Raw genomic sequence first — 23,009 nt, 5'->3', positions numbered from 1 at the left:
AAATCGAGTCAGAAAATCGCTTGGGACTATCGAAGATTTTCGCGAACGAGTAGATACAGCCGTTCGCCTAAGGTCCTAATCTATGCTTCGACTGCTATAACACTGAGTTTGAGGTACGCAGTGTCAACTCCCAAGAATTGTCTCATAAACGGTTGTTTGTAGAACAGGAGAAAAAAATACCCCAGGTATAAGAGTTAGGGTACAAATAGCATAGAAAATTAATTGCAGTCGGATTGCTAGCATTAGGTGTGATTGAGTAAACGTGATATCTCCCTGATTAACCTTTCTGGTTCTATGGGTTTTGAGAGATGTTGTTGAAATCCAGCGATTAGTGCTTGTTGCTGGTTAAAGTCACCAGCATAGGCAGTCAGAGCGATCGCGCTCACTTGTCCGCCTTGCTCTGGCGGCAACGCTCTCACCTGTTGCATCAGCATATAGCCATCCATATCTGGCATCCCGATGTCACTCAGCAGCACAGTTGGCTTTGAGCGAATGAGCATTGTCAAGGCTTCAGCGGCGGTCGTTGCGATCATTACCTTTGCTCCCGCTTGCTCTAACACAAAAGCCACAAACTCCCGTGAATCCGGTTCATCATCCACGACTAACACTTGAATCCCATTCAAATCAGCAGATGGCTCTGACGAGTGACTGTTCTGATTGGCGGTTGCCTGTATGGGCATGAGTGGAAGTCTGACGGTAAAAGTTGCACCCATCTCAACCCCTGGGCTTTTGACCCCAACCGTCCCCCCATGCAGTTCGACTAAGTTTCGCGCGATCGCTAGCCCTAATCCCAGCCCACCAAAATTTCGGGTTGTGGTGGCATCAGATTGGCGAAAGTAGTCAAACACATAGGGCAGAAAGTCCGATTCAATTCCCTGCCCAGTGTCGCTGACTGTAATCTGGGCATGAGAGTCAAGGCGCTCCAACCGAATGTTCACCTGTCCACCTGCCGGTGTGAACTTGACCGCATTAGAGAGCAGATTCCAAATCACTTGCTGCAACCGAGCGGAATCTCCCTGAACCAGACCCACATCCAGGTCAAAGCTTGCCTCGACTTGGATTGACTTCGCTTCTGCTGCTAGCCGTACCGTTTCCATCGCCGCCTGAATGATGGAGGCCAGATTGAGCGAACTGATATTCAGATTGAGCTTGCCTTGGAGAATTCGGGACACATCCAGCAAATCTTCAATTAAGTCTGCTTGTAGTTGGGCATTGCGTTCAATCGTCTTTAATGCCAACTGGGTTTTTGCTGGATCTAGCTTGCCGCGCTGTAAGAGTTTAGACCAACCTAATATCGGATTGAGGGGCGTTCTCAGTTCATGGGACAGCACCGCCAGAAATTCATCTTTGATCCGATTAGCGTTCTCGGCGGCTTCTCGTGCGATTTGTTCTTGCTGTAAGAGCTGTTCTCGTTCAGTCTGGGCGCGTCTAAACTCTTCGATATCTGTGCTAGTGCCAAACCACTGTACAATTTCTCCCTGTTCGTCACGAATGGGGATCGCGCGGGAGAGAAACCAACGATAGGTCTGAGTAGCCCAGTGTTTCAAGCGAAATTCAACTTGATAAGGTATTTCTGTGGCAAGCGCAGTCCTCCACATTTCACTCGTCATCTCAAAATCATCGGGATGAATCACTTGAAGCGCATAGTAAATGTCTTGAGTCTGCTCTAGGGTCAGTCCGGTATAAGTAGTCCATTGCTGATTTACATATTGTGTGTTGCCTCCAGCATCGGTTATCCAAACCTGTTGCGGCATCGCGTCCGCGAGCTGGCGAAATTGCGCTTCCCCTTGCCTAATGGTGGCTTCTGCCTGTTTGCGAGCGCTGATGTCGGTAAACACGATTGCTACCTGGTGCATTGCGGCATCGCCGACCCGCGACACCAAAACGTCAAACCAGCGTGAGAGCGCATCCGCTCTCACTTCAGTTCGGATAGGCGCACCTGTGTGAATGACTTGTGCGTAAAGGTCATTCCAATACTGTTCCACTCCCGGTGCGAGTTTGCTTGCTGTTTTGCCTTCTGGGTTGACAATGCCAGACTGCCGCTCGAATGCGGGATTCACTTGCAAAATGCGGTGATCAACCGGCTTACCATCCGCATCGAATAGCACTTCAACGGTGCAAAAGCCTTCGTCGATCGACTCAAACAACCGGCGATAGTGTTCTTCAGATTGACGCAGGGCGACTTCTGCCTGTTTACGCTCGGTGATATCTACCGCCGTTGCGTAAAGCACCCGTTTTTCTAAGTGGGGCTGCGCTCTCCAGAGCAACCAGCGGTAAGAGCCATCTTTGTGGCGATAGCGATTTTCAAATGCCAACGTTTCGGAGCCAGATAACACGCTGACGCTTTCCCCGACCGATGCGAGAATATCGTCTGGATGCAGAAAATCAGTCCAGGGGCGGGAGGTCATTTCGTCCGGTGTCCAGCCGAGAATGCGCTCAAAGGCCGGGCTGACCCAGTGAAAATACCCGTGGCTGCTCATAATCACTTGCAAATCTGACCCAAGCGCCAGAAAGCGATCGCGTTCCTGCTCCACTTTTTGCCGTTCGGCTTCGATGCGCTTTATCTCGGTAATGTTGGTAAATAAAGCAGCAAATTGATGACTTTGTGGCGCTCCAATGCAAAAGGCGTTGACATTAAACCAACGGTTCATTGCACTCGCTTGCTGCTCAAAGCGAACGGGTTCCCGGTTTCGCACAAGGCTGCCATAAATCTCAAACCAGTAGGCTTCATGATTGGGAACCAGTTCCCGCATCGTTTTACCACTCGCTTGCTCCAATCCGGTTAGCCGTTCAAATGCCGCATTCACTTCCAGATATCGATAGTCAATCGGTTCATCGTTCTCATCAAACAGCATTTCACAGATGCAGAATCCCTGGTCGATCGACTCGAACAACGTGCGGTATTTTGCTTCCGATTCGCGCACGGCGAGTTCCATGAGCCTGCGCTCCGTGATCTCTCGTGAAATGCACAACAATCGCTCAACTTGCCCATTAGCCTCTCGAATCGGGCTAATTTTGTGATCCCACCATTGGAGTTCGCCGTTGAGTGTTAAACAAGCTCCTTGAAAGGTACAAACTTCGCCGTCTCTTGCAAGGGCTATTGCTTCAATTGCCGCTTCCTTTACTGCTCCTTGCCAAAATTCTGCCCAAGACGTGTTGAGGAAGGGGGTTATATCCCGAATGCCCAGCCGCACTTGCCCCGCTTGGCTCATGAATAGAATTCGCCCTTCTAGGTCAAATACTTTGATGCAGTCATCGCTACTGTCGAGGAGCTGCTGATTAAACTCCTGGCTTTGACGCCACGCCGTTTCAGGAATTCCCTGCGAACTTTGAAGTGAATCTTTTTTTGCCAAATCCGAGTCAGAGCTGTGGAGGCTATCATTCATGGGTCTCCTCCTCACTTCCAGAAGTCTTTGAGAAGTATTTGACGAGCAAATCTTTACCTGTATCGCCCATCTGATGCAGCAAGTGTTCAATCTGCTTCAACGCAATCGGCAAGGGCTTAGTCCGCCCATTCTCCCAACGATTAACGCTCTGAAATGAAACCCCTAGCTTCTGTGCAAACTTCGCTTGTGAGAGTTCCAGACGTTGCCGCGTTTCCCGCACGAGAGATTTTAGCTCTGACTGGTCAATTACAGGCATGAAGCACAAGCCATCAAGTTATATTCTCACTAACTATACCAAGTGTTATAACTGACCTTCTACCTATCAATAGACAGAACCTTTGCAATATAGCAAGCGAAGCAAGGGTTAGGAAATAATAGAAAGGAGTGAACAGGAGAAAAAAATGCCCGCTCCCTACAGTTACGACGTGAGAATAAAAGTAATAGGGGCAATAGATGGAGGGATGGGAAAAACCCAAGCTAGTAAAATCTTCAACATTAGTCGAAATACAATAAACTTATGGCTTAACAAAAGAGAAGAAACGCGAGATTATAGAGCCAAGAAGGGATATCAACAAGGGTATGGGGCGAAAATCACTGATTTAGCGAACTTTAGAGAGTTTGTCCAAAAACATGGTAGTCAAACTCAACAAGAGATGGCCCAAGCCTGGACGGAAGAAATCAGCGAGCGAACAATTAGAAAAGGCTTGAAAAACATTGGTTTTACCCGAAAAAAACTTACGGATATCGAGAAAGAGATGAAGAGAAAAGAACAGAATTTATCTTAAAAATCAGCCAAAAAGAAGTAGAAAAACAAGTTTATGTAGATGAATCAGGCATAGATAATAGAGAAGGTTATGGTTATGGCTGGAATGAAAAAGGACAAAGATTCCACGACTTAAAATCTGGAAAAATCTGACAAACTTCTACCCAAGTTAAAAGCAGGGCAAATGGTGATTTTAGATAATGCCAGCTTTCATAAATCCGAAAAAATTAGAAAAATCATCGAATCGGTTGGCTGTGAACTCGAATATTTACCCCCTTACTCTCCCGACTTAAATGATATTGAGCATTACTGGTTTCCGATTAAAAATCGAGTCAGAAAATCGCTTGGGACTATCGAAGATTTTCGCGAACGAGTAGATACAGCCGTTCGCCTAAGGTCCTAATCTATGCTTCGACTGCTATACTAAGAAGTTTGCACTCAAGAGATTGATTCAAAGGTTTGCTAGAAGTCATTGACGCAGCAGAACAATTTTTCTAGACTAAAAATGGGGAAAGCCGATGGATGAGAATTTAGAACTTTTAGTCTATCTGTTTTGTTCCTCCCTTATCCCGAACTCAGGTTATTTTTATCAAATTTTAGATAAAGGGTCTGCTCACTTCTTAGCACGATAAAATTTAACCAGTTGAGATGGGGGAACGCCCAAGAAATAGCCAAGAATTACTATCTGATTAATCAGCGTAGTTTTCAGCACCCCAAGTTTATGCCAGCGACGAGCTGAAGTCAGTACCGGAATGGGGACAATAGCAATTCGCCCCAAGCGTTTCAGACAACGGATCAATTCAAAATCTTCCATAATCGGGAGATCGGGAAAACCTCCAATATCGTGAAATACAGAAGCTTTTAAAAAGATAGCTTGGTCGCCATAGGGTAGGGAAAAAAAGCGCGATCGCCAATTCACCATCTTTTCAACTAGACGTAGCGATCGCATTGGAGAATTAATTTTGAGTTCAAAGGCACCCGCAACGGTTCCAGACTGGGCTAGTGTCAACGGAACTAATTTCTCAAACCCAAGCGGTAAAGAGGTATCTGCATGGAGGAATAACAAGATATCTCCTGTCGCAGCCGTTGCACCCGCGTTCATTTGGTAGGCACGTCCAGCAGTGGAAAACAGAACTTTAACGCCCCAGGATTGCACAAGAGCGACGGTTTCATTCTGACTTCCCCCATCCACTACAATGACTTCCACATTTTTGACATTCCGAACACTCGCTAATGTTGACCGAATCGTGTCAGCAGCTTCATTCAAAACGGGAATAATAATGGAAATTCTTGCCGCTTCTATCACTCAAAACTCAAAACTCGTAACTTTTGCAAGATCCTCTGGACGGTCAACATCAAATAGGGGGGGAAGATAAGCAACTGCCAAACCAAGGGAGATAGCGATCGCTACCGTCTTTTCTCGCACCTCCGAGGTTCCCCAGTTGATTTCCTCAAACAATTCTGGAATTATCCGCCGCAACCCAATTAAATAATAGCCGCCGTCGATCGCTGGTCCCAAAACCAAATCATGACCGTTTAGCTGCTCAAATGCTTGCGCCATTATTTTCGCATCCAAACCAGGGCAATCAGTACCGACGATGGCAACACCCTCCATTCCAGCCGCAAAAGCCGTTTGAAACGCCGACTTCATCCGCTGTCCCAAATCGCCCTCACCCTGCGGCTGATAGATGATATCAGCTCCCAACCAGTCTTCCATCAACTGCTGGTCGCCGCCAGTAAAATAAACTTCCACTCTCGTCGCGCGATCGCTTTGCAGTTCCCTCACCTGAGAGAGTGTATGTTCGGTCATCTGGCGATGGAGATTGGACGCGCCATCTTCCCCCAAAACTGGAATTAGCCGAGTTTTTGCTTTTCCTGGCTCTGGATAGCGAGTAAAAACGATCAAGCACTCTCTATTCATTGCCATTCAATTCGTTGCTCCTTCATCGTTCATTGTTGCTTGTTATACCAAGTCCAATCGATCCCTCGAAATGAAGAACCCCAACCAAGCGATCGCCTACGCTTCTTACTCCATTTTCCCTCCCTGCTTGCGGGGAAGGGCTAGGGGTGGGGTTCTTTTCTATCAGGTTTAATTCCCAACCCAACACCGGCTAAGCGCTCATCTCCAACATCCGCTGAATTGGACGCAGCGCTGCCACTCGTGTTTCTTCTGGCAAAGTAATTTCCGGTGCCCGATTTTTCATCGCTAAATACAGCTTCTCCAGAGTATTTAACCGCATATGAGGACACTCATTGCAAGCACAGTCGTTCATTGGCGGTGCAGGAATAAAGTGCTTTTCAGGTGCCTGCTTCTGCATTTGATGAATAATTCCCGGCTCAGTCGCCACAATAAATACCTGAGTGGAACTTGCTTGAGAATACTTCAACAGTGCTGAAGTAGAACCGATGTAATTGGCATGGCGCAACACCGACGGTTCGCACTCAGGATGGGCAATCACTTCAGCTTCTGGATGTTCAATTTTCAACCCGACAATCTTCTTTTCGGAGAAGGTTTCATGCACCATACAGCTACCTTGCCACAGCACCAAATCTCGCCCCGATTGTTCCATTACATATCGTCCCAGATTCCGGTCGGGGGCAAATATAATCGGCTGGTCTTCTGGAATCTGAAGAACCAGTTTAACCGCGTTGGAACTGGTGCAAATAATGTCGCTCATTGCCTTAATTTCGGCAGAGCAATTGATGTAGGAAACGACTATATGACCGGGATGAGCTGCCTTGAATTTAGCAAAAGCATCCGCCGGACAACTGTCTGCCAACGAGCAACCGGCGTTTAAATCGGGTAAGAGTACCAACTTATCGGGGTTGAGAATTTTGGCAGTTTCCGCCATAAAGTGAACCCCCGCAAACACGATGACATCCGCATTTGTGCTGGCGGCTTTCCGAGAAAGCTCTAAGGAATCTCCGATATAATCTGCTACATCCTGAATATCAGAATCTTGATAGTAATGAGCAAGAATAACCGCATTTAACTCTTTCTTGAGAGAATTTATCGCCTCAAATAGATCGTGAGGGAATTCGGCTGCTTGCGTAAAATTACGTTGAGCGAGTGTATTAGTAAACACAGTAATAAGTTGGGTGATGAATCAAGTCGCTAGGCGTGTAATCAGTAATTATAGTTGTTTTTACCAAAACTTGTGGGGAAGTCACTTCAGAGAAAATTTGCTTTAATATAGCGGTTCTCAGTGACAGATAGGAGGGTGAAATACATCTGTCAGGGCGTTCCTCAGCTTGTATTGCCAGTGAAAAACGCTCTAGACCCCGCCCAAGCAGGCAAGTGTTCCTGGCAAAATCAAATCACGCGATCGCTCACAAACAAAAAAAAGGAGTTACACCAGAGGATACTGCGAAAACAGGCGATGCTTTTTTATGCTGGAGAAAGACCGACGAGGAAGATAGGATGAGCAATCAGAGGAACCCGGAAAAACCCATCAAAATTGCGGTTGTTGGCGATATTCACGACCAGTGGGACAGCGATGATGAAATTGCCCTCAAGCATCTGGGTGTTGACCTAGTGCTATTTGTAGGGGATTTCGGCAATGAGTCGGTGGATGTGGTAAGAGCGATCGCATCTCTCGATCTTCCCAAAGCGGCAATATTTGGCAACCATGACGCTTGGTACAGCGCCTCAGATTGGGGCAGAAGTCGGTGTCCCTACGACCGCCAGAAAGAAGACCGGGTGCAGCAACAGATGGATTTGTTGGGAGAAACCCATGTCGGTTACGGTTTGCTTGATTTTCCCGCCCTGAATTTAACAGTTGTTGGGAGTCGCCCTTTTAGCTGGGGCGGAGAAGTCTGGAAAAATGCCCAGTTCTACGAACAACGGTATGGGGTGAAGAATTTCGAGGAGTCAACTGCCCGAATTCTCTCAGCGGCTCAGAGTGCTGCTTCTGAAACGATTATTTTTATAGGTCACAATGGCCCTGTCGGGTTAGGCGATCGCCCAGAAGACCCCTGTGGCAAAGATTGGCATCCTATCGGTGGCGACTATGGCGATCCGGATTTTGCAGATGCGATCGCCCAAACTCGCGACGCAGGTAAAACCATTCCCCTCGTCACCTTTGGTCATATGCACCACACTATGCGCCACACAAAGATCCACTTGCGAACCCCAGTTTATGTCAGCGCAGAGGGAACCGTTTACTTAAATTCAGCCAGCGTACCTCGGATTATCCAAACGGAGACAAACCGCCTACATAATTTCTCTCTCGTCTCTCTGCAAGGCGGTATCGTCTCCCAAGTCTCCCTGATTTGGGTTGGTAAAGACTTCACCGTTGCATCTGAGCAGATTCTTTACCATCGCACCGAGCCAGCGATCCAACCCGTTTTAAGTTAGTAGTAACAAATTCCACAACCTTGATATGATAAAAAAACACACCTGGAGAGGTGGCAGAGTGGTCGATTGCGTCCGACTTGAAATCGGATGAACCGAAAGGTTCCGGGAGTTCGAATCCCCCCCTCTCCGTTAGCGAATAAAAGGGGAATGGTTAGCTCGCACCCATTCCCCTTTTAGTCATCTATATAAACCAGCCTGTAAACTAGACTGGTTGAAACTTCGTTTTTAGTAGCACAACATTGCCACAAACCTACATCCTTTCTCCCAATGATGGCTTAGGAATTTTCTTAAGGCTATGCCTTGCCTTGCTGGTTGGAGCGGCTATTGGCTTAGAGCGCCAACTCAAGAACAAACCAGCTGGTTTAAGAACCCATATGCTGGTCAGTCTGGGTTCAGCATTCTTTGTTCTCGTGCCCCTCCAAATCGGTACGGCACAAGAAAGTGCTGAGGCTCTTGGCAGAGTCATTCAGGGCGTTACAGCCGGGGTTGGATTTTTAGGCGCAGGAGAAATTTTACGCGAGTCTCAGGACGAATCGAAAACAGGTGTTAAAGTTCGTGGACTCACCTCGGCTGCGGCTACTTGGGTTTCCGCTGCTTTAGGAATTGCTGCTGGGTGTGGGTTATGGCAAATGAGCTTAATTGGGGCTTTGCTGTGTTTGGTTGTTCTAAGAGCTTTTAAAAGGTTAGAGCCTCACAAGTAGTTACTTTGATCGAGTTTAGGCTTAGCAAATCAGCGATCGCTCTTAGCGCCATATTTCATCCGTGCAACTTCGCCACCACGTGAGCAACTTTTTCGCCTAACTTCTCGATGGACTCTTGCTGCTTGGGATCTTTCATCGTACCGTCGGGATTAAATATTTCAAAAGCTTTAGGCACCGCAATCTGATCGGGAAGAACAATAACTCTGATATTTCCCAGGATCGAGCGCAGGTGGACTAAACAGCGTAAACCGCCCAATCCTCCCGGTGAGGTACTCATAATCGCCGCCACCTTATCCGCAAAAGCCACGAGCGGAGGTTCCTCCGGTGCTGTTGAACGTGACGCCCAATCAATGGCATTTTTTAAAACGGCTGTAATTGAGCTGTTGTACTCCGGAGAAGCGATGAGAAGTCCCTGATGTTCGATCATCAGCTGTTTAAACTTCCGCGCATTTTCTGGCATCCCCTCGCTTTTTTCGAGATCCTCATCGTATAGTGGCATCGGCAGGTCGCGCAGATCCACGTATGTCACCTCAGCTCCCGCTGTCCGCGCTCCGTTCGCAGCAACTTGTACCAGCTTTTTATTGTACGAATCAGTGCGGGTGCTACCTGCAAATGCCAAGATTTTAGGGGTATAAGCCATAGGTGCAAATCAGTTTTGGTGCTACTTCTATCTCTGGTTGATAATAATTCACTAGAGGCGATTTGGGATAGCCAAGATTTGTTAAAGGCGATCGCGTTCTTCGTAGCGGCACAAAGTACAGCGGCTCTTGCTCTTAGCAGCTTCCTGGCTTCTTTAAGAGTGACTCGCTATGTAGATCATCTCCCAGTGTGATGATATTTAATTCAGCACACAGAAGGGGACGCGACAACAAACCCTCTCGTTATGCTTTGAGAGTAGACCTGAATCGGAAGGAAAAAATACCTATGAACAAGGCACTACTGACGATTCTATTGCTGGCGTTCATCGTTTTATTCATTACCTCTCCCTTTGCCGCGCTTGCTATGTTGATGTTCGTTGTCTTAGGAGGGGCATTTATTTCGGCATTTTGGAATTTGGTGCAAGCGCTAATCGGCAATGCTCCGAAAGAGCCGCTATAAATTAAAGATGCCAAATTAAGCCAAATTAAAACTTCAGAAAGGGTAATTTTTAATCCCTTTTTAGAGACGAGTCACTACCTGATTCACGCGGGGTTTGCCGAAGCGTTCCCAAGCATTGCCGCCTCGCAAAAATAATTCCATCCAACGGATAGGCTTTCCATCCTTCGCAGCATTCCAGCCGGAACTTCCTGGTGAAAATGCTAAAGTTCCCTGTGGCACCCGGAAGCTGCCGTCAGAGTAGATGGCATCGCTGACGACATCCCCGACACGAATGACTACTTTTTCTTCCGGTTTTAGGTTGAGGGTATCAGCAGGGATTGTGGTCTTGATGTTCCCGTAGCCATCGATCCAGGCAACGCGATCGCTCGGTGCATCGGGGATTTGGCTAGGGTTTAAGACTTCTCCTAAATAGCTAGTATCTCCCTGAGCGATCGCGGCGGCTGCATTAGGAAACACATCCCGCGAACGGAACTGCGACCCGCCTCTAGAAACCTTGACTGTTTGCAAAACTTGAGCATGGTCTTTGATAAAAGAGAGCGTGTAACCAGCAAACACACCCACTACTTTGACGCCATTAGGCAACAGCGCATAAGTTAATCCCTCGCCTTCATTGTTTTGCCGTGCTTCTGGGTCATCTTGGCGAGGAGCGCAGTTGTGATAAATGAGACGCTCTTCGGGACCAGGATTGAGCCCGAGTTGAGCAATCCAGAAACCAGTTGCCAAGGTGCTGAAGGGAGGAACCGAGAGGCAGTGAATCTGGGAGGAAGGTAAAGCCATCAAAAGACGTTGCGTGACCTCTGCAAAAGCTGGATCGCCGGTTCCGTAGTCTGCAATCAGGCTGATGAACATAGCGCCTCTCAATTGGGGTTTGCTACAGCAATGGTACCCTGTCGCTGGCTTTCTGTAACTGCTGCGATCGCGTTATTGAACACAAAAGCGATCGTGCTGGTAGTGCTACTTTAAACAAATTACTGCTTTTTAAACCAAAAAGCGATCGCGTTTGTTATCGGATACACTCATGAAACTGGAAACAGAGGTCTGAGTGAATGTCTGATATTTATGTCATGATTCGCAATCAGGAGAATCATGCCCTGACTTCAATTGATGGCATTGCCTTTATCGCTTTACTTAGGCAAAATGGGCAAGCGATCGCTCAGGAGACAATTGACCTGATTCATGCAGACGCGGGCTTTGATGACCTGCCAATTGGGCAATACACTGTAGTGGTGAGGCATGAACGGGTTTTACCGCAAGAAGTCCTTCATGATGTGACAATCAGTACGGACGAACAAGTAATCATACTGACATTTGTTTATCTAGAGCCAGCACGGGTACTTCTAGACATTCAAGCTTCTGTAGAAAAGAGATTGTAACCATGACTGTTAAAGCCATCCCGTCATACTCCATTAAAATGTTTCGCTATCGAGTACATTGTCTGTCGCGGGATCTTTGGCAAGCAACAGATCCCGTATGTCGGGTAAATCTGGCTTTACAGTTAGCAGACGCGGCTACATCGCTGGCTAGGCTAGAAGTGCTGGAAGCGCAAAAATTGCAGCAAGTTTCTTCGATCCATCCGATTTCCAGTTCTACCGATCCCTAGCTATAAATTTCAGCGTGAGATGTTGAGAGCGATTGCTTTCTAGCAAAAACAGGGTTGGCGATCGCGTTGTTGGCTCTACTGACTATTTCTGTTCTTTGGATTTCCACTCAAGCCACTTTCTCACAATTACTATGATGAGACGCTGTGCTTCTAGTAAGGACATAGGATTCTTCGGTGGCTCAGACTTCTCAACCCCGTGACGTGCATCATCGCCAATCGCGCCAGGACTCTGAGCCGTCCGAGAGAAGCATTCTGTCTTCTTTTTGGTAGCCCAGCCATCTTCTGTGATTCTTTTACCAACGTCTTCTTGAACGACTTCGTAAACTTTGTAAAGATTAACCCAGTCTTTACGCTCAGTTAAAATCCGAAAAACTTTTTTTATTTTATCGTCTGGCTCTGCACCTGCAATTTTGATCCAAGTTTCTAAGTAGCTAGGGTGTTGGGAAAAGTCCTCACTTCCATCCCATTGGATATCGAAACCGAAGTCTTCAATAGTCCAAGTTGCTGAAAGTAGACACTCTCGATTCCTCTTTCCGTCTTCATCAACTCGAACAATGACATCAAGTGTAAATGGTTTAACATCTCCAAAATAAACCATTGCCGCTGCATTTATCCGCATCAAAAGTTCAGTGGCACAGGCACACACTTGAACCTCATCTGTTATCAAGTCAAAGCGTGAAGAACTTAGGTAATAACTCCCCTCTTCTTTAATCACACTGCATTCGGGTGAACGAAGTAAATCGGTAAGATTCCTAAGATAGGATTCTTTGCCCTCCAGTAGAACTAGCCATTTCCCTTTCATTAATAACCTCGCCAAACAATAGCCGTCTTGTCATTACTACCATTAACTAACATTTGTTTCTCAGGACTAAAAGCAACAGAGAAAACTATTTCTGAATGCCCTGTGAGGGTGCAAATTTCTTTTCCTCTGCCCAGCCGCCAAATTATGATAATTTTGTTTTCACCCAATTCCAATGTTAGGGTCAGATTTCGTGCGGATTTAGGTGAAATTCACTCGCAAATACAGTTACACGGGCTGGGAGCATGATAGTTATTGATGATATTGCACAATTTTTAGATCGATTCTTTGCCGTTCATCGCTTTGGGGACGACCAAGGTGGCATTTATCACCCTTCAACGCGCCCGATTCGTCGGATAGGATTAGCCTTAGAACCTTGGGCGGGGTTAGAAAAATGGGCGAAATCTAAACGAATAGATGCTTTATTTTTACATCGTCCTTGGAAGCTAGAACCGGGAAGATTAGCACCGGATATGGGTATTTTGGCGTATCATCTGGCTTTTGACGAACGCATGACACTGGGTTTTAATCCTCGACTTGCCGATGTGCTGGGGATGTCGGCATTGGAGGTGTTGGGAGAAAAGGAAGGACGACCGATTGGTACGATTGGAGACATTGCTGTACAGAGTTTTGTGAGTTACTGCGATCGCGTTCGGGAAATCTTCGGCGGATACGATAAAACTCTTGCGAGTAGTGAAAGCGACATCCAGCGAGTCGCAGTCGTTGGGGCAATGACTGATGCGCTAATCCGCGAGGCGGCTGTGCGGGGTGCCGATCTATACATTACTGGACAGTTACGACAGCCAGCAGGAGCGGCTGTGGAAGAAACCGGAATTCGCGTTATCGCCGTTGGTCATCGTCGGAGTGAAGAATGGGGATTGCGATCGCTTGCGGGAGTGTTGCGCGATCGCTACTTCAATCTAGAAGTTGTTTTACCGCCTCTAGGGACGATTACAGTTGCTCGTTTTGATGCCTAGACGACGTTATAACTAGATTATGAGTCGTCAGAAATTTAATCTCTTCAGATTGATTGGGCAACGTTTACGCCAATCTTTAGCAGTTTTCCGATATAGCGATCGCGCGATTAGTTTAGTCTGGACTACCAGCCGCATTCTCACGATCGTTCTTGCCGCTTTCACCTTATTCGCCGGTTTGCTACCAGGGGCTGTTGCTTATGTCAGCAAGTTAATCGTCGATGGGGTAGTTTTGGCTTCTCAAACCGGCTTGCAAAGCGATCGCTGGACAGCGTTAGGTTATGTAGGATTAGAAGCGATCGCTGTCCTGTTGTTGGCAGGTAGTCAAAGAGGTTTATCCGTTTGTCAATCCTTGCTGCGAGTGTTGCTGGGTCAGCGAGTAAATGTCTTAATTTTGGAAAAGGCACTTACACTCAACCTCACGCATTTTGAGGATTCCGAGTTTTACGACAAGATGAATCGGGCGCGGATGGAAGCATCCAGCCGTCCCTTGTCGCTAGTCAGCCGGACTTTCAGCTTAATTCAGAGCGGTCTGTCGCTTGTCACCTACGGCGGTTTGCTGCTGCAATTCTCCATTTGGGCAGTCGTGGTACTGGTTGTAGCCGCCTTACCTGCCTTTATCGCCGAAACTCGCTTTTCCGGGGAAGCTTTTCGCTTGTTTCGCTGGCGATCGCCTGAAACCCGCCAACAACACTACCTGGAAACACTGATTGCGCGGGAAGATTATGCCAAAGAGGTGAAATTGTATCAGTTGGGGCCGATGTTGCTGCAACGCTATCAAGATATCTTCTCGCGGCTGTACGGCGAAGACCGGGATTTAACGTTACGGCGAGGATTCTGGGGTTACTTGCTGGGGAGTTTGAGTACCGCCGCCTTCTATGTCGCCTACGCCTGGATTGTCCTAGAAGCGATTGCGGGTCGGATTTCTCTCGGCGACATGACGATGTACTTGATGGTGTTTCGGCAAGGACAGTCTACCTTCTCCGCCGCCCTGACTTCCATTGGGGGAATGTATGAAGACAACCTGTATCTCTCCAACCTCTACGAGTTTCTAGAACAAGACATCCCCAAAACTTGGGGGATGGCAACTCAGGGTGTACTTCCGAATGATGGGGTGCGTTTCGAGAATGTCTATTTCACCTACCCAGGAAGCCCTCAACCCGCCTTAAATGGAGTCTCGTTACACCTGAAACCAGGAGAAAAACTAGCGATTGTCGGAGAGAACGGGTCTGGAAAAACCACGCTGATTAAACTGTTAACTCGATTGTACGCCCCCGATTCTGGGCGCATCTTACTCGATGGCTTGGATTTGCCGGAATGGGACATTGAGGTGCTGCACCGACGGATTGGCGTGATTTTCCAGAACTTCGTCCGCTACCAGTTCAAGGTAGGAGAGAATGTGGGCGTTGGGGATGTCAACTACTTAGAAGACGAAAAACACTGGGAAATTGCCTCAGAAAAAGGCATGGCGAAACCTTTTATCGAAACGATGACAGACGGGTTTCAGACTCAGTTAGGACGATGGTTTAAAGGAGGAACGGAACTGTCTGGCGGTCAGTGGCAAAAAATCGCCCTCTCTCGCGCTTTTATGCGAACGAAAGCGGATATCTTGGTATTGGATGAACCAACGGCGGCGATGGACGCAGAAGCGGAAGTGATGATTTTTGATCGCTTTCGGACGGTAACAAAAAATCAGATGGTTCTCCTCATTTCCCACCGCTTCTCAACGGTGCGAATGGCTGACAAGATTGTAGTTTTGGAAGCCGGAAAGGTGATAGAACAAGGAAGTCACGAGGAGTTATTGAAAGCTGGAGGACGCTACGCGCGGTTGTTCACGTTGCAAGCAGCGGGATACCAGTAGAAATGACTAATCCGATTGGGGGATTCCGATCGAATTAGCAACTATCGCGAGCGATCGCTAGTCGAGGAGAACAGGCACAACCAATATTTGCCTTTCCCTTGGATTTTTCAGGTATCGCGGAATAATGAATTTCACTCATAAAGCGATCGCTATTTTAGGTATTATTACTTCCCTCGCTGGATTGATGATTGCTAGCCGCGTCACCCTTCACTCATCAGGTAACGCACAGCAATCACAGACACAAATTCCCGTAAATCTACGCTATAGCATCGCTAATCTGGACACCCTTCATAGCCGTGCCAGCGTCGCTAAAAAAATTAATAATAACGGTCAAGTTGTTGGCTTTTTTAACCCTAACGACAGTACCCAAAATGCCTTCATCTATCGTGATGGCAAAATGACCGAAATTAACAGCCTTAACAGCCGCTACAACGCCGCTACGAGTATCAATGACAACGGGGAAATAGTCGGTGTGATGACCTTTGCCAACGACAATTATCACGCCTTTTTTTATAAAAATGGCAAGACAATTGACCTTGGCACTTTTGGCGGTAAAAGCAGCGACGCCAGAAGTATCAATCGTAAAGGTCAGATAGTCGGATTTGCCGAAACTCGCAACGATAAGGCGCACGCCTTCCTGTACAGTAACGGCAAGAAGATTGACCTCGGCACCTTCGGAGGTGCGAATAGCTACGCTAACGACATCAATGAAAACGGACAAGTAGTTGGTTCCGCAGAGAATGGCGATCGCATTCCCAAAGCTTTCCTCTACAGCGGCGGTCAAAAAACTGACCTCGGTACGTTAGGCGGACAAAGCGGCACTGCTAATGCTATCAACAACCAAGGTCAGGTGGTTGGTGTGGCAGACACCGCGAATTATCGCCCTCAAGCCTTTCTCTACAACAATGGCAAGATGCTTGACCTCGGAACTTTAGGGGGACAAAGCAGCATTGCTCACAGTATCAACAATCAGGGGCAAGTGGTCGGTGAAGCAGAGAATGCCAGCCGCATCCCCCGCGCCTTTCTTTACAGTGGCGATCGCATGATTGACCTAAATCACGTCATTCCAGCTAATTCGGGTTGGGATTTAACCAGTGCCACCGACATTAGCGATCGCGGAGTCATTGTCGGCATTGGTACTTATAACGGCAAAATCCAAGCTTTCCAGTTAACACCCTTTACACGCTAATGCCGTTTCACGGCTTGTCCGCAAAAATTCCCTTAATGCCTTTGAAAAAAGCGTTGAAAACGTGAAATCTTCTTCTCTCTGTGTACTTTGCTACAAGTCTTTAAGTTAGTGCAATTGGAGCTAAGTTGCTTCTAAGCTTTTCTTGATACGAACAGGCCAGACGCCAAAAGCAATCAAACGCGCCGGGATATCGCGCAAAATCGGTAAGCGAAGCAAGAATGGCGGCTTAAATGTCTGGGTCGAGTCAATCGCCTTCGCAATAACCCGCTGCTGAACCAAAGACTGAAAGGCTTGGATAATCCGCGTCGGCAACTCCCGTTGGCGCTGTACTTTCACCAAGTCGCTTTCTTGCAACTGTCCTTTTTTCAGCGGCTCACTCAGCACATTTGCAGCGACCACTGCATCCTGAATCGCGTAGTTAATGCCAACTCCACCAACTGGCGACATGACGTGAGCCGCATCGCCAATCAGCAGCAAACCAGGGCGATACCAACGCTTGACGCGGCTAGACTCGACGGTAAGCAGCGCCACTTGGCTCCAATCATGTAATTCTTGCATCCGGTCTGCAAACAGGGGTGATATCTCAGCTACAGACTGACGCAAAGTTTCTAAACCCGCTTCCCGCAACTGTTGATAGCTACCCTTAGGAATCACATAGCCAACCTGCCAATAATCAAAGCGGTTCAGCAGAACCAAAAGATGACCGCCAGCAACGCGCCCCATTGTTTCTTCGGGATCGTCCGCTTTGCGAGGTAAGCGGAACCAAAGCACATCCATTGGCGGCGAAGTCTTGATCGGTTCCATCCCGGCTAATTGGCGGATGCGAGAGAAGCGTCCGTCTGCGCCAATGGTCACTTGACATCGGACTTCATGCCAGCCGCCGTGTCCCCGGTAGCGTACACCCTGGATGACCCCATTTTCTTCAATCAACTCCTGTACGTTCGTTCCCATCACCAGCTGAAAATTTGGATAGCGTTTCGCTTCTCCAGTAATGAATTGCAGGAAATCTACCTGGGGAAGCATGGTGATGTAGGGGTACTTCGTCTTCAAGTGGCTGAGGTCAACAAATCGAATCGGCCCCTCGGTCGTTTTCAGAGTAAGACTGGGAACCTTTGTGTGACGCATCTGCAACAAGCGATCTGCCAAACCGAGTTCATCCATGATTTCCATCACCGATGGATGAAGCGTGTCTCCCCGAAAATCGCGGTCGAAATCTTTGTGTACCTCCAGCAACATCACTGGGATGCCTTGACGGGCTAGGAGAAGCGCTAGGACAGCCCCCGCAGGCCCTCCACCGACAATGCAGCAGTGTGTTTGCTGTACATCAAGAATATCGTGGGTCGTGGCGGGGATCTCGGTCTGCGGAGTAGTTGGAATTGCGTTCATCTTAAACACCTCGTGAAATCAGTTCAACTTGAAATCAGTTCAACTAGAGGCGATCGCTTCTGTTTCTAAAATCGGCTGGGAAAGAACAGAGGCTTGCATTTCCATCGTTGCAACTAATTCTTTGGGTGCATTCACCCGACTGGGGGAGTCTAAATATTCACCCGTAACGGCTGGCGAAACTGCCTTCATCTGGTGACGAATGCTGTAGTATCGATGAGTCTGAGCAATGATAGCTCGCTCCTGCATCGAGTCATTGGCAATTTTCTTACGCAGTTTAATAATTGCATCAATCACGGCTTCTGGTCTGGGAGGACACCCCGGCAGATAAACATCTACGGGAATTAACTTATCGACTCCTCGCACCGCCGTTGGTGAGTCTGCGCTGAACATCCCGCCAGTAATCGTGCAAGCACCCATTGCAATCACGTACTTGGGTTCTGGCATTTGTTCGTAGAGGCGCACCAATGTTGGAGCCATTTTCATAGTGATGGTGCCTGCGGTAATCATCAAGTCAGCCTGACGAGGACTTGCCCAAGGTTTCAAGCCAAATCTGTCAAAATCAAAACGGGCTGCAAACATCCCCATCATTTCAATAAAGCAGCAGGCAGTCCCAAACATCATAGGCCACAGGCTGGAGAGGCGTGCCCAGTTGTAAAAATCGTCTACGGTTGTCAAAACGACATTTTCAGAAAGACTATGGGTAATCTCAGGTCGTTCAATGGGGTTGAGAATCTGAGTTTTTTGCTTGTCAGGTTCAATAATGGTTGCTGTCGGATTCATCTTTTCCTCCTATAGCTCAATCTATAAATGCTTGCATCGAGAATGCTGTGGATCCCGGTCTACATAGAAGTTGGAATTGCGTTCATCTTGAACACCTCGTGAAATCAGTTCAACTAGAGGCGATCGCTTCTGTTTCTCATATCAGCTGGGGAAGAACAGAGGCTTACATTCCTATCGTTACAACTAATTCTTTGCGTGCATTCACCCGACTGGGCGATTCTAAATATTCTCCAGTCAAAATCAAAACGGGCTGCGAACGTCCCTTCCATGAAGGCAAAAGCACTCCTGAACAGGATAGACCATAGACTGAACAGGGTTGCCCGGTTGTAGAGGTCATCTACAGTTTTTGAAGCAATATTTTTAGAAAGACTACAAGTAATTTTAAATTTTTTTATTGATTAATGAATTCGTTATTCTTTAATAGCAACTGTTTAATAACTAATGAGCAAGCGAATTTTTATTAATTAACAACGAGTAAACTGCAACCCCTCAAGAAAATAGTATCAGAAGAATTGAAATCGATTGCGACCCTGTTCTTTGGCACGGTACATAGCATAGTCTGCATTTTTAATTAAGGTATCTACAGTGTTCCCATTAAAAGGATAGATGCTAATACCAATACTGACAGTTACGAAGATAGTTTGTCCGTTGAGAATGAAAGGCTGAGATAGGGTTGATAAAGTCTTTTCTGCAACTCTGGCAGCATCTTGAACTCTACTAATTGCAGGTAAAATTACTGTAAATTCGTCACCACCCAAACGCGAGACGGTATCGCTGCCGCGCAAGCAACCCGTGAGTCGTTGAGCGACCATCCGTAACAGCAGGTCGCCCATGTCATGTCCGAGGGTGTCATTAACCTGCTTAAAGCCATCCAGATCAAGAAACAAAAGAGCAAACAACTGGTTATTACTACTACCCCATTCTAGAGCTTGAACCATGCGTTCATAGAATTGTTTACGGTTAGGTAGACCAGTCAGTGGATCGTGATAAGCTAGATGACGCATCTGGTCTTCTGAAAGCTTTAATTCGGCGTTAGAACGGATTAACTCTTCTGCCGTTCGTTTCAACTCTTCTTCTATCCGCTTGCGTTCAGTGATATCTCGGATGACACCAACTAAAAAAATATTACCGGCAGCATCTTTGTGGAGCGATCGCTTGGTAGCGATTAGGTGAGTTGTACCAAAGATATCCGTAAATTCTTCTTCATTTTCTTGCTCCTCACCACCTTGTAACACTTGCTCATTGTTCTGCCAAAAAACTTCAGCCTCATGTTTAGGAAAAAACTCATAAGCAGACTTTTTAAGTAAAGTTTCTAGGGGATAACCAATAAATTTGCAATATGCCTGATTTAAAATAATCCAACGATGTTCTTTGTCTTTGACAAAAATTGGATCGGGGATGGTATTAATCACCTTTTGCAAAAACTCTTTAGAGCGTTTTAACTCCTCCTCCAAATAAGACAGATGACTCACGATCGCGATCGCAGACCCTACAAGCCCCAGGAGTGGAGGAATCAGCGGTATCCACCAACCGAAGAGAAAGGCCAGGTAGGAAATACCGAGCAATCCAGCCCCAGCCGCTAAAATACTGAGACCAGACTTTCTAGGGAGACGCAATCGCCAACTGATATAGGCACCTATCCACGACCAAACCAAAATCCACAAGGCTTCTACGAGATCGGGCCAGACGTTGATTAAGGAACGTCCGTCCAGAGCAGCGCTCAGGAGCGCACTGGTAAAATTGGCTTGGAGTTCGACACCTGAAATCCTTTGTGCGCCTTGGTTGAGACGGCTACTGTAAGGGGTGTAGAAAAAATCCTGGAGGCTGGGTGCGGTTGAACCAATCAAAACAATGCGATCGCGTAGAAGGCTGGGTTGTACCCGATTTGCCAGAACATCTACCATTGAAACAATCTGAAAGCTATTGGGTTGCTTAAAGTTGGCTAATACTTGATAACCCTGGGCATCAGCCGTCACATAAGCCCCATCATTTGATTTAAAAACTGGGAAAACACCCCTCCCTAGCTGTAGGTAATCGGGGTTCACTCGCGACGGACTAGGAGTAATTCCCTTTTCCTTCAAATAAATCAATGCCAACTGAAGCGCAAAACTTGTATGTAGTTTGTTATCTACGTGTGCATATAAAAAGCTACGGCGCACCTTACCATCACCATCAACGACCACATTATTAAAACCAACTTGCTGGAGACGGTTTAGTTCTGGGGATGGTGGAACACCCAAGCTTTTTTCAGTCTTCAATAGTTCAATTCCGATCAAGTTAGGGATCGTTTGAACAGCTTTGATGAATTCTGCATGACCGGGTGGTACTGGGAGATCGCGATAAATATCCAGACCAATCGCTCGTGGCTCAAAGGCATTTAGTTTTTGTACTAAAGTTGCCATAACTGCATCAGGAATGGGCCATTGTCCCACCTGCTTTAAGTCTTTTTCATTAATTTCGACAATGACCACGCGCTCGTCTATTCGTTCTGAAGGACGCAAACGAAACAGCTGGTCTAAGGCTGCCAATTCCCAGGATTGAAACAGTCCAGCCATCCGCAGGATAATGATGCAGCTTGCAACAGCCGACGAAGCGATCGGCACTCGGCGCTCTTGTTGAAGCAACAGCTTCAATCTTGTCCATATACTTTTTTTTAGCATCGACCTGGTTGCAGGGTTATGCAAACAATTTTGTTGTATACACCATCGTGATACAACTTTCCTCAGTATGTGTAGATGGCTCGGTGAAAACTTTGAGTCTGGTCAATGAGAGACTTTTTAAAAATCAGAGTTGCTGATTATCCTTTCTTCAATACTAGGACAGCAGCGTTGTTGCTGTTTTGGCTATCCGTAAAGTGCTAAATAATGGGATGATGAAACGATGCCTCACCATGCCAAAGATTGTGCCGTAGAAGTATTCGGTTTTGATTTTAGCAACTGCTGAAAAGGCCAAATACTTCTACGGCAAATATCTTTTTTTCCGTTTAGGGTGACATCGCTATTTTCTAGGGCACCCAAATTTAAAGCCCTGGCAAGGAGTTCTGAAAGTTGCGAGGACCTGTATAACCCGATAAATCAGCCAGTTTCTCTAAAGATTTCACACCTGGCTCGACCAATTTACCGTTGACTTCCCAGCTGGGGTAGCTTTGAATCCCTGCTTTTTGGCAGATTTCTGCCTGCTGCTGTGGTGATTTGGGATCGGCACACTCAATATAATTGATTTGACTGAATGCCTCTTTCCCAAACAATTGCTTTTGATCGTGGCAGTGAGAACACCAGAAAGCGCCATACATCTTTGCTCCTGCCGCTTCAAGATGTTTCGCTAAAGCAACTTCTGCGGAGCTAGAGGCGGTGGTAATGGGAAAGGTTTGCGATCCGGTGGTAGCGGAGCCACCCCCTGAAGCAAGTGGTGATTTCACAGTGGCATAGACGCCCAGAGTGCTAACTAGGGCTACCATTGCCACGACGATCCCGGTAAAAAAGAGTTGTCCCCAGTCCTCCCAAGCGCGACCGATCAAGGTCAGCACTAACAAGCTAAGGGAGAAGAAAGCGGAGGCAAGACAGTAGAGACAAACGGCTTTGATTTCAAATGCCAGTAGATACATCAAGTAGCCGCTGAAAACCGTCATAGCGGTGCCACCGGCAAATAGTAGCAACCAAGTCCAGTTTTCCAGTTGAGAATGGAGGTCTTTTTTTTCAACTGGGTTGGCTACCATCGGAGCGAGGGCGAAAGCGACCATGCTGACATAAGCCAGCAAGCCAAACAAAGTTAAGGGAACACCAAAGACGGTGGCGTAGGGGCTGGAGAGGACTTGATCGCAACCGCTGGTGGGACAGGCAGCAGAGCCTCCTGTTAGCTTGACTACGGTTAGATAGCCTGTCACTAAGGCACCTAAAATAGCGATCGCCGCAATCAGCAGACGCGACCAGCGATGAATCCAGGGAGTAGAACGTCGGCGGCTCATGTCAGAACTGAGGTAGGAGGGCTGAGAAGTGAGAATCGAAAACTGAAGCGCGAAATTATCGCAGGTTAGAGAACTCAGTAAAAAGTTTTGAGATGTTAGTTTTTTGGAGTTAATTTAGAAAACCAACAACTAAAAACTAACAACTAACAAC

Annotated in this window: 25 protein-coding genes and 1 tRNA gene; 13 read left to right on the top strand and 13 right to left on the bottom strand. The window is 47.2% G+C overall.

Annotation, left to right across the window (positions count from 1 at the left end; translation table 11 throughout):
• Positions 1–242: 242 nt before the first annotated feature.
• Both NDA06_RS18335 and NDA06_RS18330 read right to left on the bottom strand, forming a co-directional pair.
• On the bottom strand, positions 243–3,386 hold the full coding sequence (locus NDA06_RS18335; RefSeq protein WP_190987241.1) for a PAS domain S-box protein: 3,144 nt from the start codon (positions 3,384–3,386) through the stop codon (positions 243–245).
• Complete coding sequence (locus NDA06_RS18330) at positions 3,379–3,642, bottom strand: helix-turn-helix transcriptional regulator (RefSeq protein WP_190536800.1); 264 nt, start codon at positions 3,640–3,642, stop codon at positions 3,379–3,381. The genes NDA06_RS18335 and NDA06_RS18330 overlap by 8 nt, the downstream gene beginning before the upstream one ends.
• Positions 3,643–3,787: 145 nt before the next feature.
• Here NDA06_RS18330 and NDA06_RS18325 point away from each other — a divergent pair, with 145 nt between their 5' ends.
• Both NDA06_RS18325 and NDA06_RS18320 read left to right on the top strand, forming a co-directional pair.
• Positions 3,788–4,171 carry an IS630 transposase-related protein gene (locus NDA06_RS18325; protein ID WP_277878454.1) on the top strand — a complete coding sequence of 128 codons (384 nt, stop codon included), beginning with the start codon at positions 3,788–3,790 and terminating at the stop codon, positions 4,169–4,171.
• Positions 4,172–4,333: 162 nt separating this feature from the next.
• A complete protein-coding gene (locus NDA06_RS18320) occupies positions 4,334–4,552 on the top strand; it encodes a transposase (RefSeq protein WP_277881998.1) in 219 nt (72 codons plus the stop codon).
• Positions 4,553–4,762: 210 nt separating this feature from the next.
• Here the strand turns inward: NDA06_RS18320 and NDA06_RS18315 are convergent, their stop codons facing one another.
• The 3 genes from NDA06_RS18315 to nadA form a co-directional block, all read right to left on the bottom strand.
• Positions 4,763–5,452, bottom strand: coding sequence for a TIGR04283 family arsenosugar biosynthesis glycosyltransferase (locus tag NDA06_RS18315; protein WP_190986740.1), 690 nt, complete (start codon positions 5,450–5,452; stop codon positions 4,763–4,765).
• A 3-nt stretch (positions 5,453–5,455) separates the two neighbouring features.
• A complete protein-coding gene (locus NDA06_RS18310) occupies positions 5,456–6,070 on the bottom strand; it encodes a TIGR04282 family arsenosugar biosynthesis glycosyltransferase (protein WP_190986739.1) in 615 nt (204 codons plus the stop codon).
• Between the two features lie 190 nt (positions 6,071–6,260).
• Positions 6,261–7,235 carry a quinolinate synthase NadA gene (gene nadA / locus NDA06_RS18305; protein WP_190986738.1) on the bottom strand — a complete coding sequence of 325 codons (975 nt, stop codon included), beginning with the start codon at positions 7,233–7,235 and terminating at the stop codon, positions 6,261–6,263.
• A 335-nt stretch (positions 7,236–7,570) separates the two neighbouring features.
• Here nadA and NDA06_RS18300 point away from each other — a divergent pair, with 335 nt between their 5' ends.
• From NDA06_RS18300 to NDA06_RS18290, 3 genes are all read left to right on the top strand, one after another.
• Positions 7,571–8,506 carry a TIGR04168 family protein gene (locus NDA06_RS18300; RefSeq protein WP_190986737.1) on the top strand — a complete coding sequence of 312 codons (936 nt, stop codon included), beginning with the start codon at positions 7,571–7,573 and terminating at the stop codon, positions 8,504–8,506.
• 44 nt (positions 8,507–8,550) lie between these two features.
• Positions 8,551–8,635: transfer RNA gene (locus NDA06_RS18295), tRNA-Ser, on the top strand.
• Positions 8,636–8,745: 110 nt separating this feature from the next.
• Positions 8,746–9,207: an MgtC/SapB family protein gene (locus NDA06_RS18290; protein WP_190440330.1), complete on the top strand. Its 462-nt coding sequence runs from the start codon at positions 8,746–8,748 to the stop codon at positions 9,205–9,207.
• Positions 9,208–9,262: 55 nt separating this feature from the next.
• Here the strand turns inward: NDA06_RS18290 and NDA06_RS18285 are convergent, their stop codons facing one another.
• On the bottom strand, positions 9,263–9,847 hold the full coding sequence (locus tag NDA06_RS18285) for an NAD(P)H-dependent oxidoreductase (protein ID WP_190427522.1): 585 nt from the start codon (positions 9,845–9,847) through the stop codon (positions 9,263–9,265).
• Between the two features lie 15 nt (positions 9,848–9,862).
• Here NDA06_RS18285 and NDA06_RS18280 point away from each other — a divergent pair, with 15 nt between their 5' ends.
• A complete protein-coding gene (locus NDA06_RS18280; protein ID WP_190427525.1) occupies positions 9,863–10,039 on the top strand; it encodes a hypothetical protein in 177 nt (58 codons plus the stop codon).
• Between the two features lie 92 nt (positions 10,040–10,131).
• Positions 10,132–10,305: a hypothetical protein gene (locus NDA06_RS18275; protein WP_190427526.1), complete on the top strand. Its 174-nt coding sequence runs from the start codon at positions 10,132–10,134 to the stop codon at positions 10,303–10,305.
• Between the two features lie 60 nt (positions 10,306–10,365).
• On the opposite strand, the gene NDA06_RS18270 is transcribed toward NDA06_RS18275, so the two are convergent.
• Positions 10,366–11,154, bottom strand: a complete 789-nt coding sequence (locus NDA06_RS18270; RefSeq protein ID WP_190427529.1) for an SAM-dependent chlorinase/fluorinase — start codon at positions 11,152–11,154, stop codon at positions 10,366–10,368.
• 197 nt (positions 11,155–11,351) lie between these two features.
• Between NDA06_RS18270 and NDA06_RS18265 the strand changes: the two genes are divergently transcribed.
• Complete coding sequence (locus NDA06_RS18265; protein ID WP_199292014.1) at positions 11,352–11,678, top strand: hypothetical protein; 327 nt, start codon at positions 11,352–11,354, stop codon at positions 11,676–11,678.
• A gap of 2 nt (positions 11,679–11,680) precedes the next feature.
• Positions 11,681–11,905, top strand: a complete 225-nt coding sequence (locus NDA06_RS18260) for a hypothetical protein (RefSeq protein WP_190428966.1) — start codon at positions 11,681–11,683, stop codon at positions 11,903–11,905.
• Positions 11,906–11,987: 82 nt separating this feature from the next.
• Here NDA06_RS18260 and NDA06_RS18255 read toward each other — a convergent pair whose 3' ends face one another.
• Both NDA06_RS18255 and NDA06_RS18250 read right to left on the bottom strand, forming a co-directional pair.
• Complete coding sequence (locus NDA06_RS18255) at positions 11,988–12,620, bottom strand: hypothetical protein (protein WP_190428967.1); 633 nt, start codon at positions 12,618–12,620, stop codon at positions 11,988–11,990.
• Positions 12,621–12,706: 86 nt separating this feature from the next.
• Positions 12,707–12,874: a hypothetical protein gene (locus tag NDA06_RS18250; RefSeq protein ID WP_242029004.1), complete on the bottom strand. Its 168-nt coding sequence runs from the start codon at positions 12,872–12,874 to the stop codon at positions 12,707–12,709.
• Positions 12,875–12,949: 75 nt separating this feature from the next.
• Between NDA06_RS18250 and NDA06_RS18245 the strand changes: the two genes are divergently transcribed.
• From NDA06_RS18245 to NDA06_RS18235, 3 genes are all read left to right on the top strand, one after another.
• Positions 12,950–13,681 carry a Nif3-like dinuclear metal center hexameric protein gene (locus NDA06_RS18245; RefSeq protein ID WP_190986735.1) on the top strand — a complete coding sequence of 244 codons (732 nt, stop codon included), beginning with the start codon at positions 12,950–12,952 and terminating at the stop codon, positions 13,679–13,681.
• 19 nt (positions 13,682–13,700) lie between these two features.
• A complete protein-coding gene (locus NDA06_RS18240; protein WP_190986734.1) occupies positions 13,701–15,539 on the top strand; it encodes an ABC transporter ATP-binding protein in 1,839 nt (612 codons plus the stop codon).
• A gap of 124 nt (positions 15,540–15,663) precedes the next feature.
• Positions 15,664–16,728, top strand: a complete 1,065-nt coding sequence (locus tag NDA06_RS18235; RefSeq protein WP_190986733.1) for a DUF3466 family protein — start codon at positions 15,664–15,666, stop codon at positions 16,726–16,728.
• 120 nt (positions 16,729–16,848) lie between these two features.
• Here the strand turns inward: NDA06_RS18235 and NDA06_RS18230 are convergent, their stop codons facing one another.
• Together NDA06_RS18230 and nuoB are read right to left on the bottom strand one after the other, a co-directional pair.
• The gene (locus tag NDA06_RS18230; RefSeq protein WP_190986732.1) at positions 16,849–18,114 is read right to left on the bottom strand and encodes an FAD-dependent oxidoreductase; all 1,266 of its coding nucleotides are present in this window, start codon (positions 18,112–18,114) and stop codon (positions 16,849–16,851) included.
• A 39-nt stretch (positions 18,115–18,153) separates the two neighbouring features.
• The gene (nuoB, locus tag NDA06_RS18225) at positions 18,154–18,894 is read right to left on the bottom strand and encodes an NADH-quinone oxidoreductase subunit NuoB (protein ID WP_190986731.1); all 741 of its coding nucleotides are present in this window, start codon (positions 18,892–18,894) and stop codon (positions 18,154–18,156) included.
• Positions 18,895–18,992: 98 nt separating this feature from the next.
• Between nuoB and NDA06_RS18220 the strand changes: the two genes are divergently transcribed.
• Positions 18,993–19,199: a hypothetical protein gene (locus NDA06_RS18220; protein WP_190428662.1), complete on the top strand. Its 207-nt coding sequence runs from the start codon at positions 18,993–18,995 to the stop codon at positions 19,197–19,199.
• A gap of 198 nt (positions 19,200–19,397) precedes the next feature.
• Here the strand turns inward: NDA06_RS18220 and NDA06_RS18215 are convergent, their stop codons facing one another.
• The gene (locus NDA06_RS18215; protein WP_190986730.1) at positions 19,398–21,554 is read right to left on the bottom strand and encodes a CHASE2 domain-containing protein; all 2,157 of its coding nucleotides are present in this window, start codon (positions 21,552–21,554) and stop codon (positions 19,398–19,400) included.
• Between the two features lie 359 nt (positions 21,555–21,913).
• Positions 21,914–22,858 (bottom strand): vitamin K epoxide reductase family protein, encoded by a 945-nt coding sequence (locus NDA06_RS18210; RefSeq protein WP_190986729.1) that lies wholly within the window; start codon positions 22,856–22,858, stop codon positions 21,914–21,916.
• Positions 22,859–23,009: the final 151 nt, after the last annotated feature.

This window comes from Trichocoleus sp. ST-U1, from assembly GCF_039961835.1.
In the GTDB taxonomy this organism is placed as follows: domain Bacteria; phylum Cyanobacteriota; class Cyanobacteriia; order Cyanobacteriales; family FACHB-T130; genus FACHB-T130.
This window is presented reverse-complemented; position numbering and strand designations above follow the sequence as displayed.

Coding starts and splice junctions, on each gene's coding strand:
- NDA06_RS18310 (WP_190986739.1), bottom strand. CDS start 6,070: ATGAATAGAGAGTGCTTGATCGTTTTTACTCGCTATCCAGAGCCAGGA.
- NDA06_RS18210 (WP_190986729.1), bottom strand. CDS start 22,858: ATGAGCCGCCGACGTTCTACTCCCTGGATTCATCGCTGGTCGCGTCTG.
- NDA06_RS18230 (WP_190986732.1), bottom strand. CDS start 18,114: ATGAACGCAATTCCAACTACTCCGCAGACCGAGATCCCCGCCACGACC.
- NDA06_RS18325 (WP_277878454.1), top strand. CDS start 3,788: ATGCCCGCTCCCTACAGTTACGACGTGAGAATAAAAGTAATAGGGGCA.
- NDA06_RS18300 (WP_190986737.1), top strand. CDS start 7,571: ATGAGCAATCAGAGGAACCCGGAAAAACCCATCAAAATTGCGGTTGTT.
- NDA06_RS18245 (WP_190986735.1), top strand. CDS start 12,950: ATGATAGTTATTGATGATATTGCACAATTTTTAGATCGATTCTTTGCC.
- NDA06_RS18270 (WP_190427529.1), bottom strand. CDS start 11,154: ATGTTCATCAGCCTGATTGCAGACTACGGAACCGGCGATCCAGCTTTT.
- NDA06_RS18275 (WP_190427526.1), top strand. CDS start 10,132: ATGAACAAGGCACTACTGACGATTCTATTGCTGGCGTTCATCGTTTTA.
- NDA06_RS18235 (WP_190986733.1), top strand. CDS start 15,664: ATGAATTTCACTCATAAAGCGATCGCTATTTTAGGTATTATTACTTCC.
- NDA06_RS18240 (WP_190986734.1), top strand. CDS start 13,701: ATGAGTCGTCAGAAATTTAATCTCTTCAGATTGATTGGGCAACGTTTA.
- NDA06_RS18320 (WP_277881998.1), top strand. CDS start 4,334: ATGGTGATTTTAGATAATGCCAGCTTTCATAAATCCGAAAAAATTAGA.
- NDA06_RS18265 (WP_199292014.1), top strand. CDS start 11,352: ATGTCTGATATTTATGTCATGATTCGCAATCAGGAGAATCATGCCCTG.
- NDA06_RS18335 (WP_190987241.1), bottom strand. CDS start 3,386: ATGAATGATAGCCTCCACAGCTCTGACTCGGATTTGGCAAAAAAAGAT.
- nuoB (WP_190986731.1), bottom strand. CDS start 18,894: ATGAATCCGACAGCAACCATTATTGAACCTGACAAGCAAAAAACTCAG.
- NDA06_RS18330 (WP_190536800.1), bottom strand. CDS start 3,642: ATGCCTGTAATTGACCAGTCAGAGCTAAAATCTCTCGTGCGGGAAACG.
- NDA06_RS18285 (WP_190427522.1), bottom strand. CDS start 9,847: ATGGCTTATACCCCTAAAATCTTGGCATTTGCAGGTAGCACCCGCACT.
- NDA06_RS18215 (WP_190986730.1), bottom strand. CDS start 21,554: ATGCTAAAAAAAAGTATATGGACAAGATTGAAGCTGTTGCTTCAACAA.
- NDA06_RS18260 (WP_190428966.1), top strand. CDS start 11,681: ATGACTGTTAAAGCCATCCCGTCATACTCCATTAAAATGTTTCGCTAT.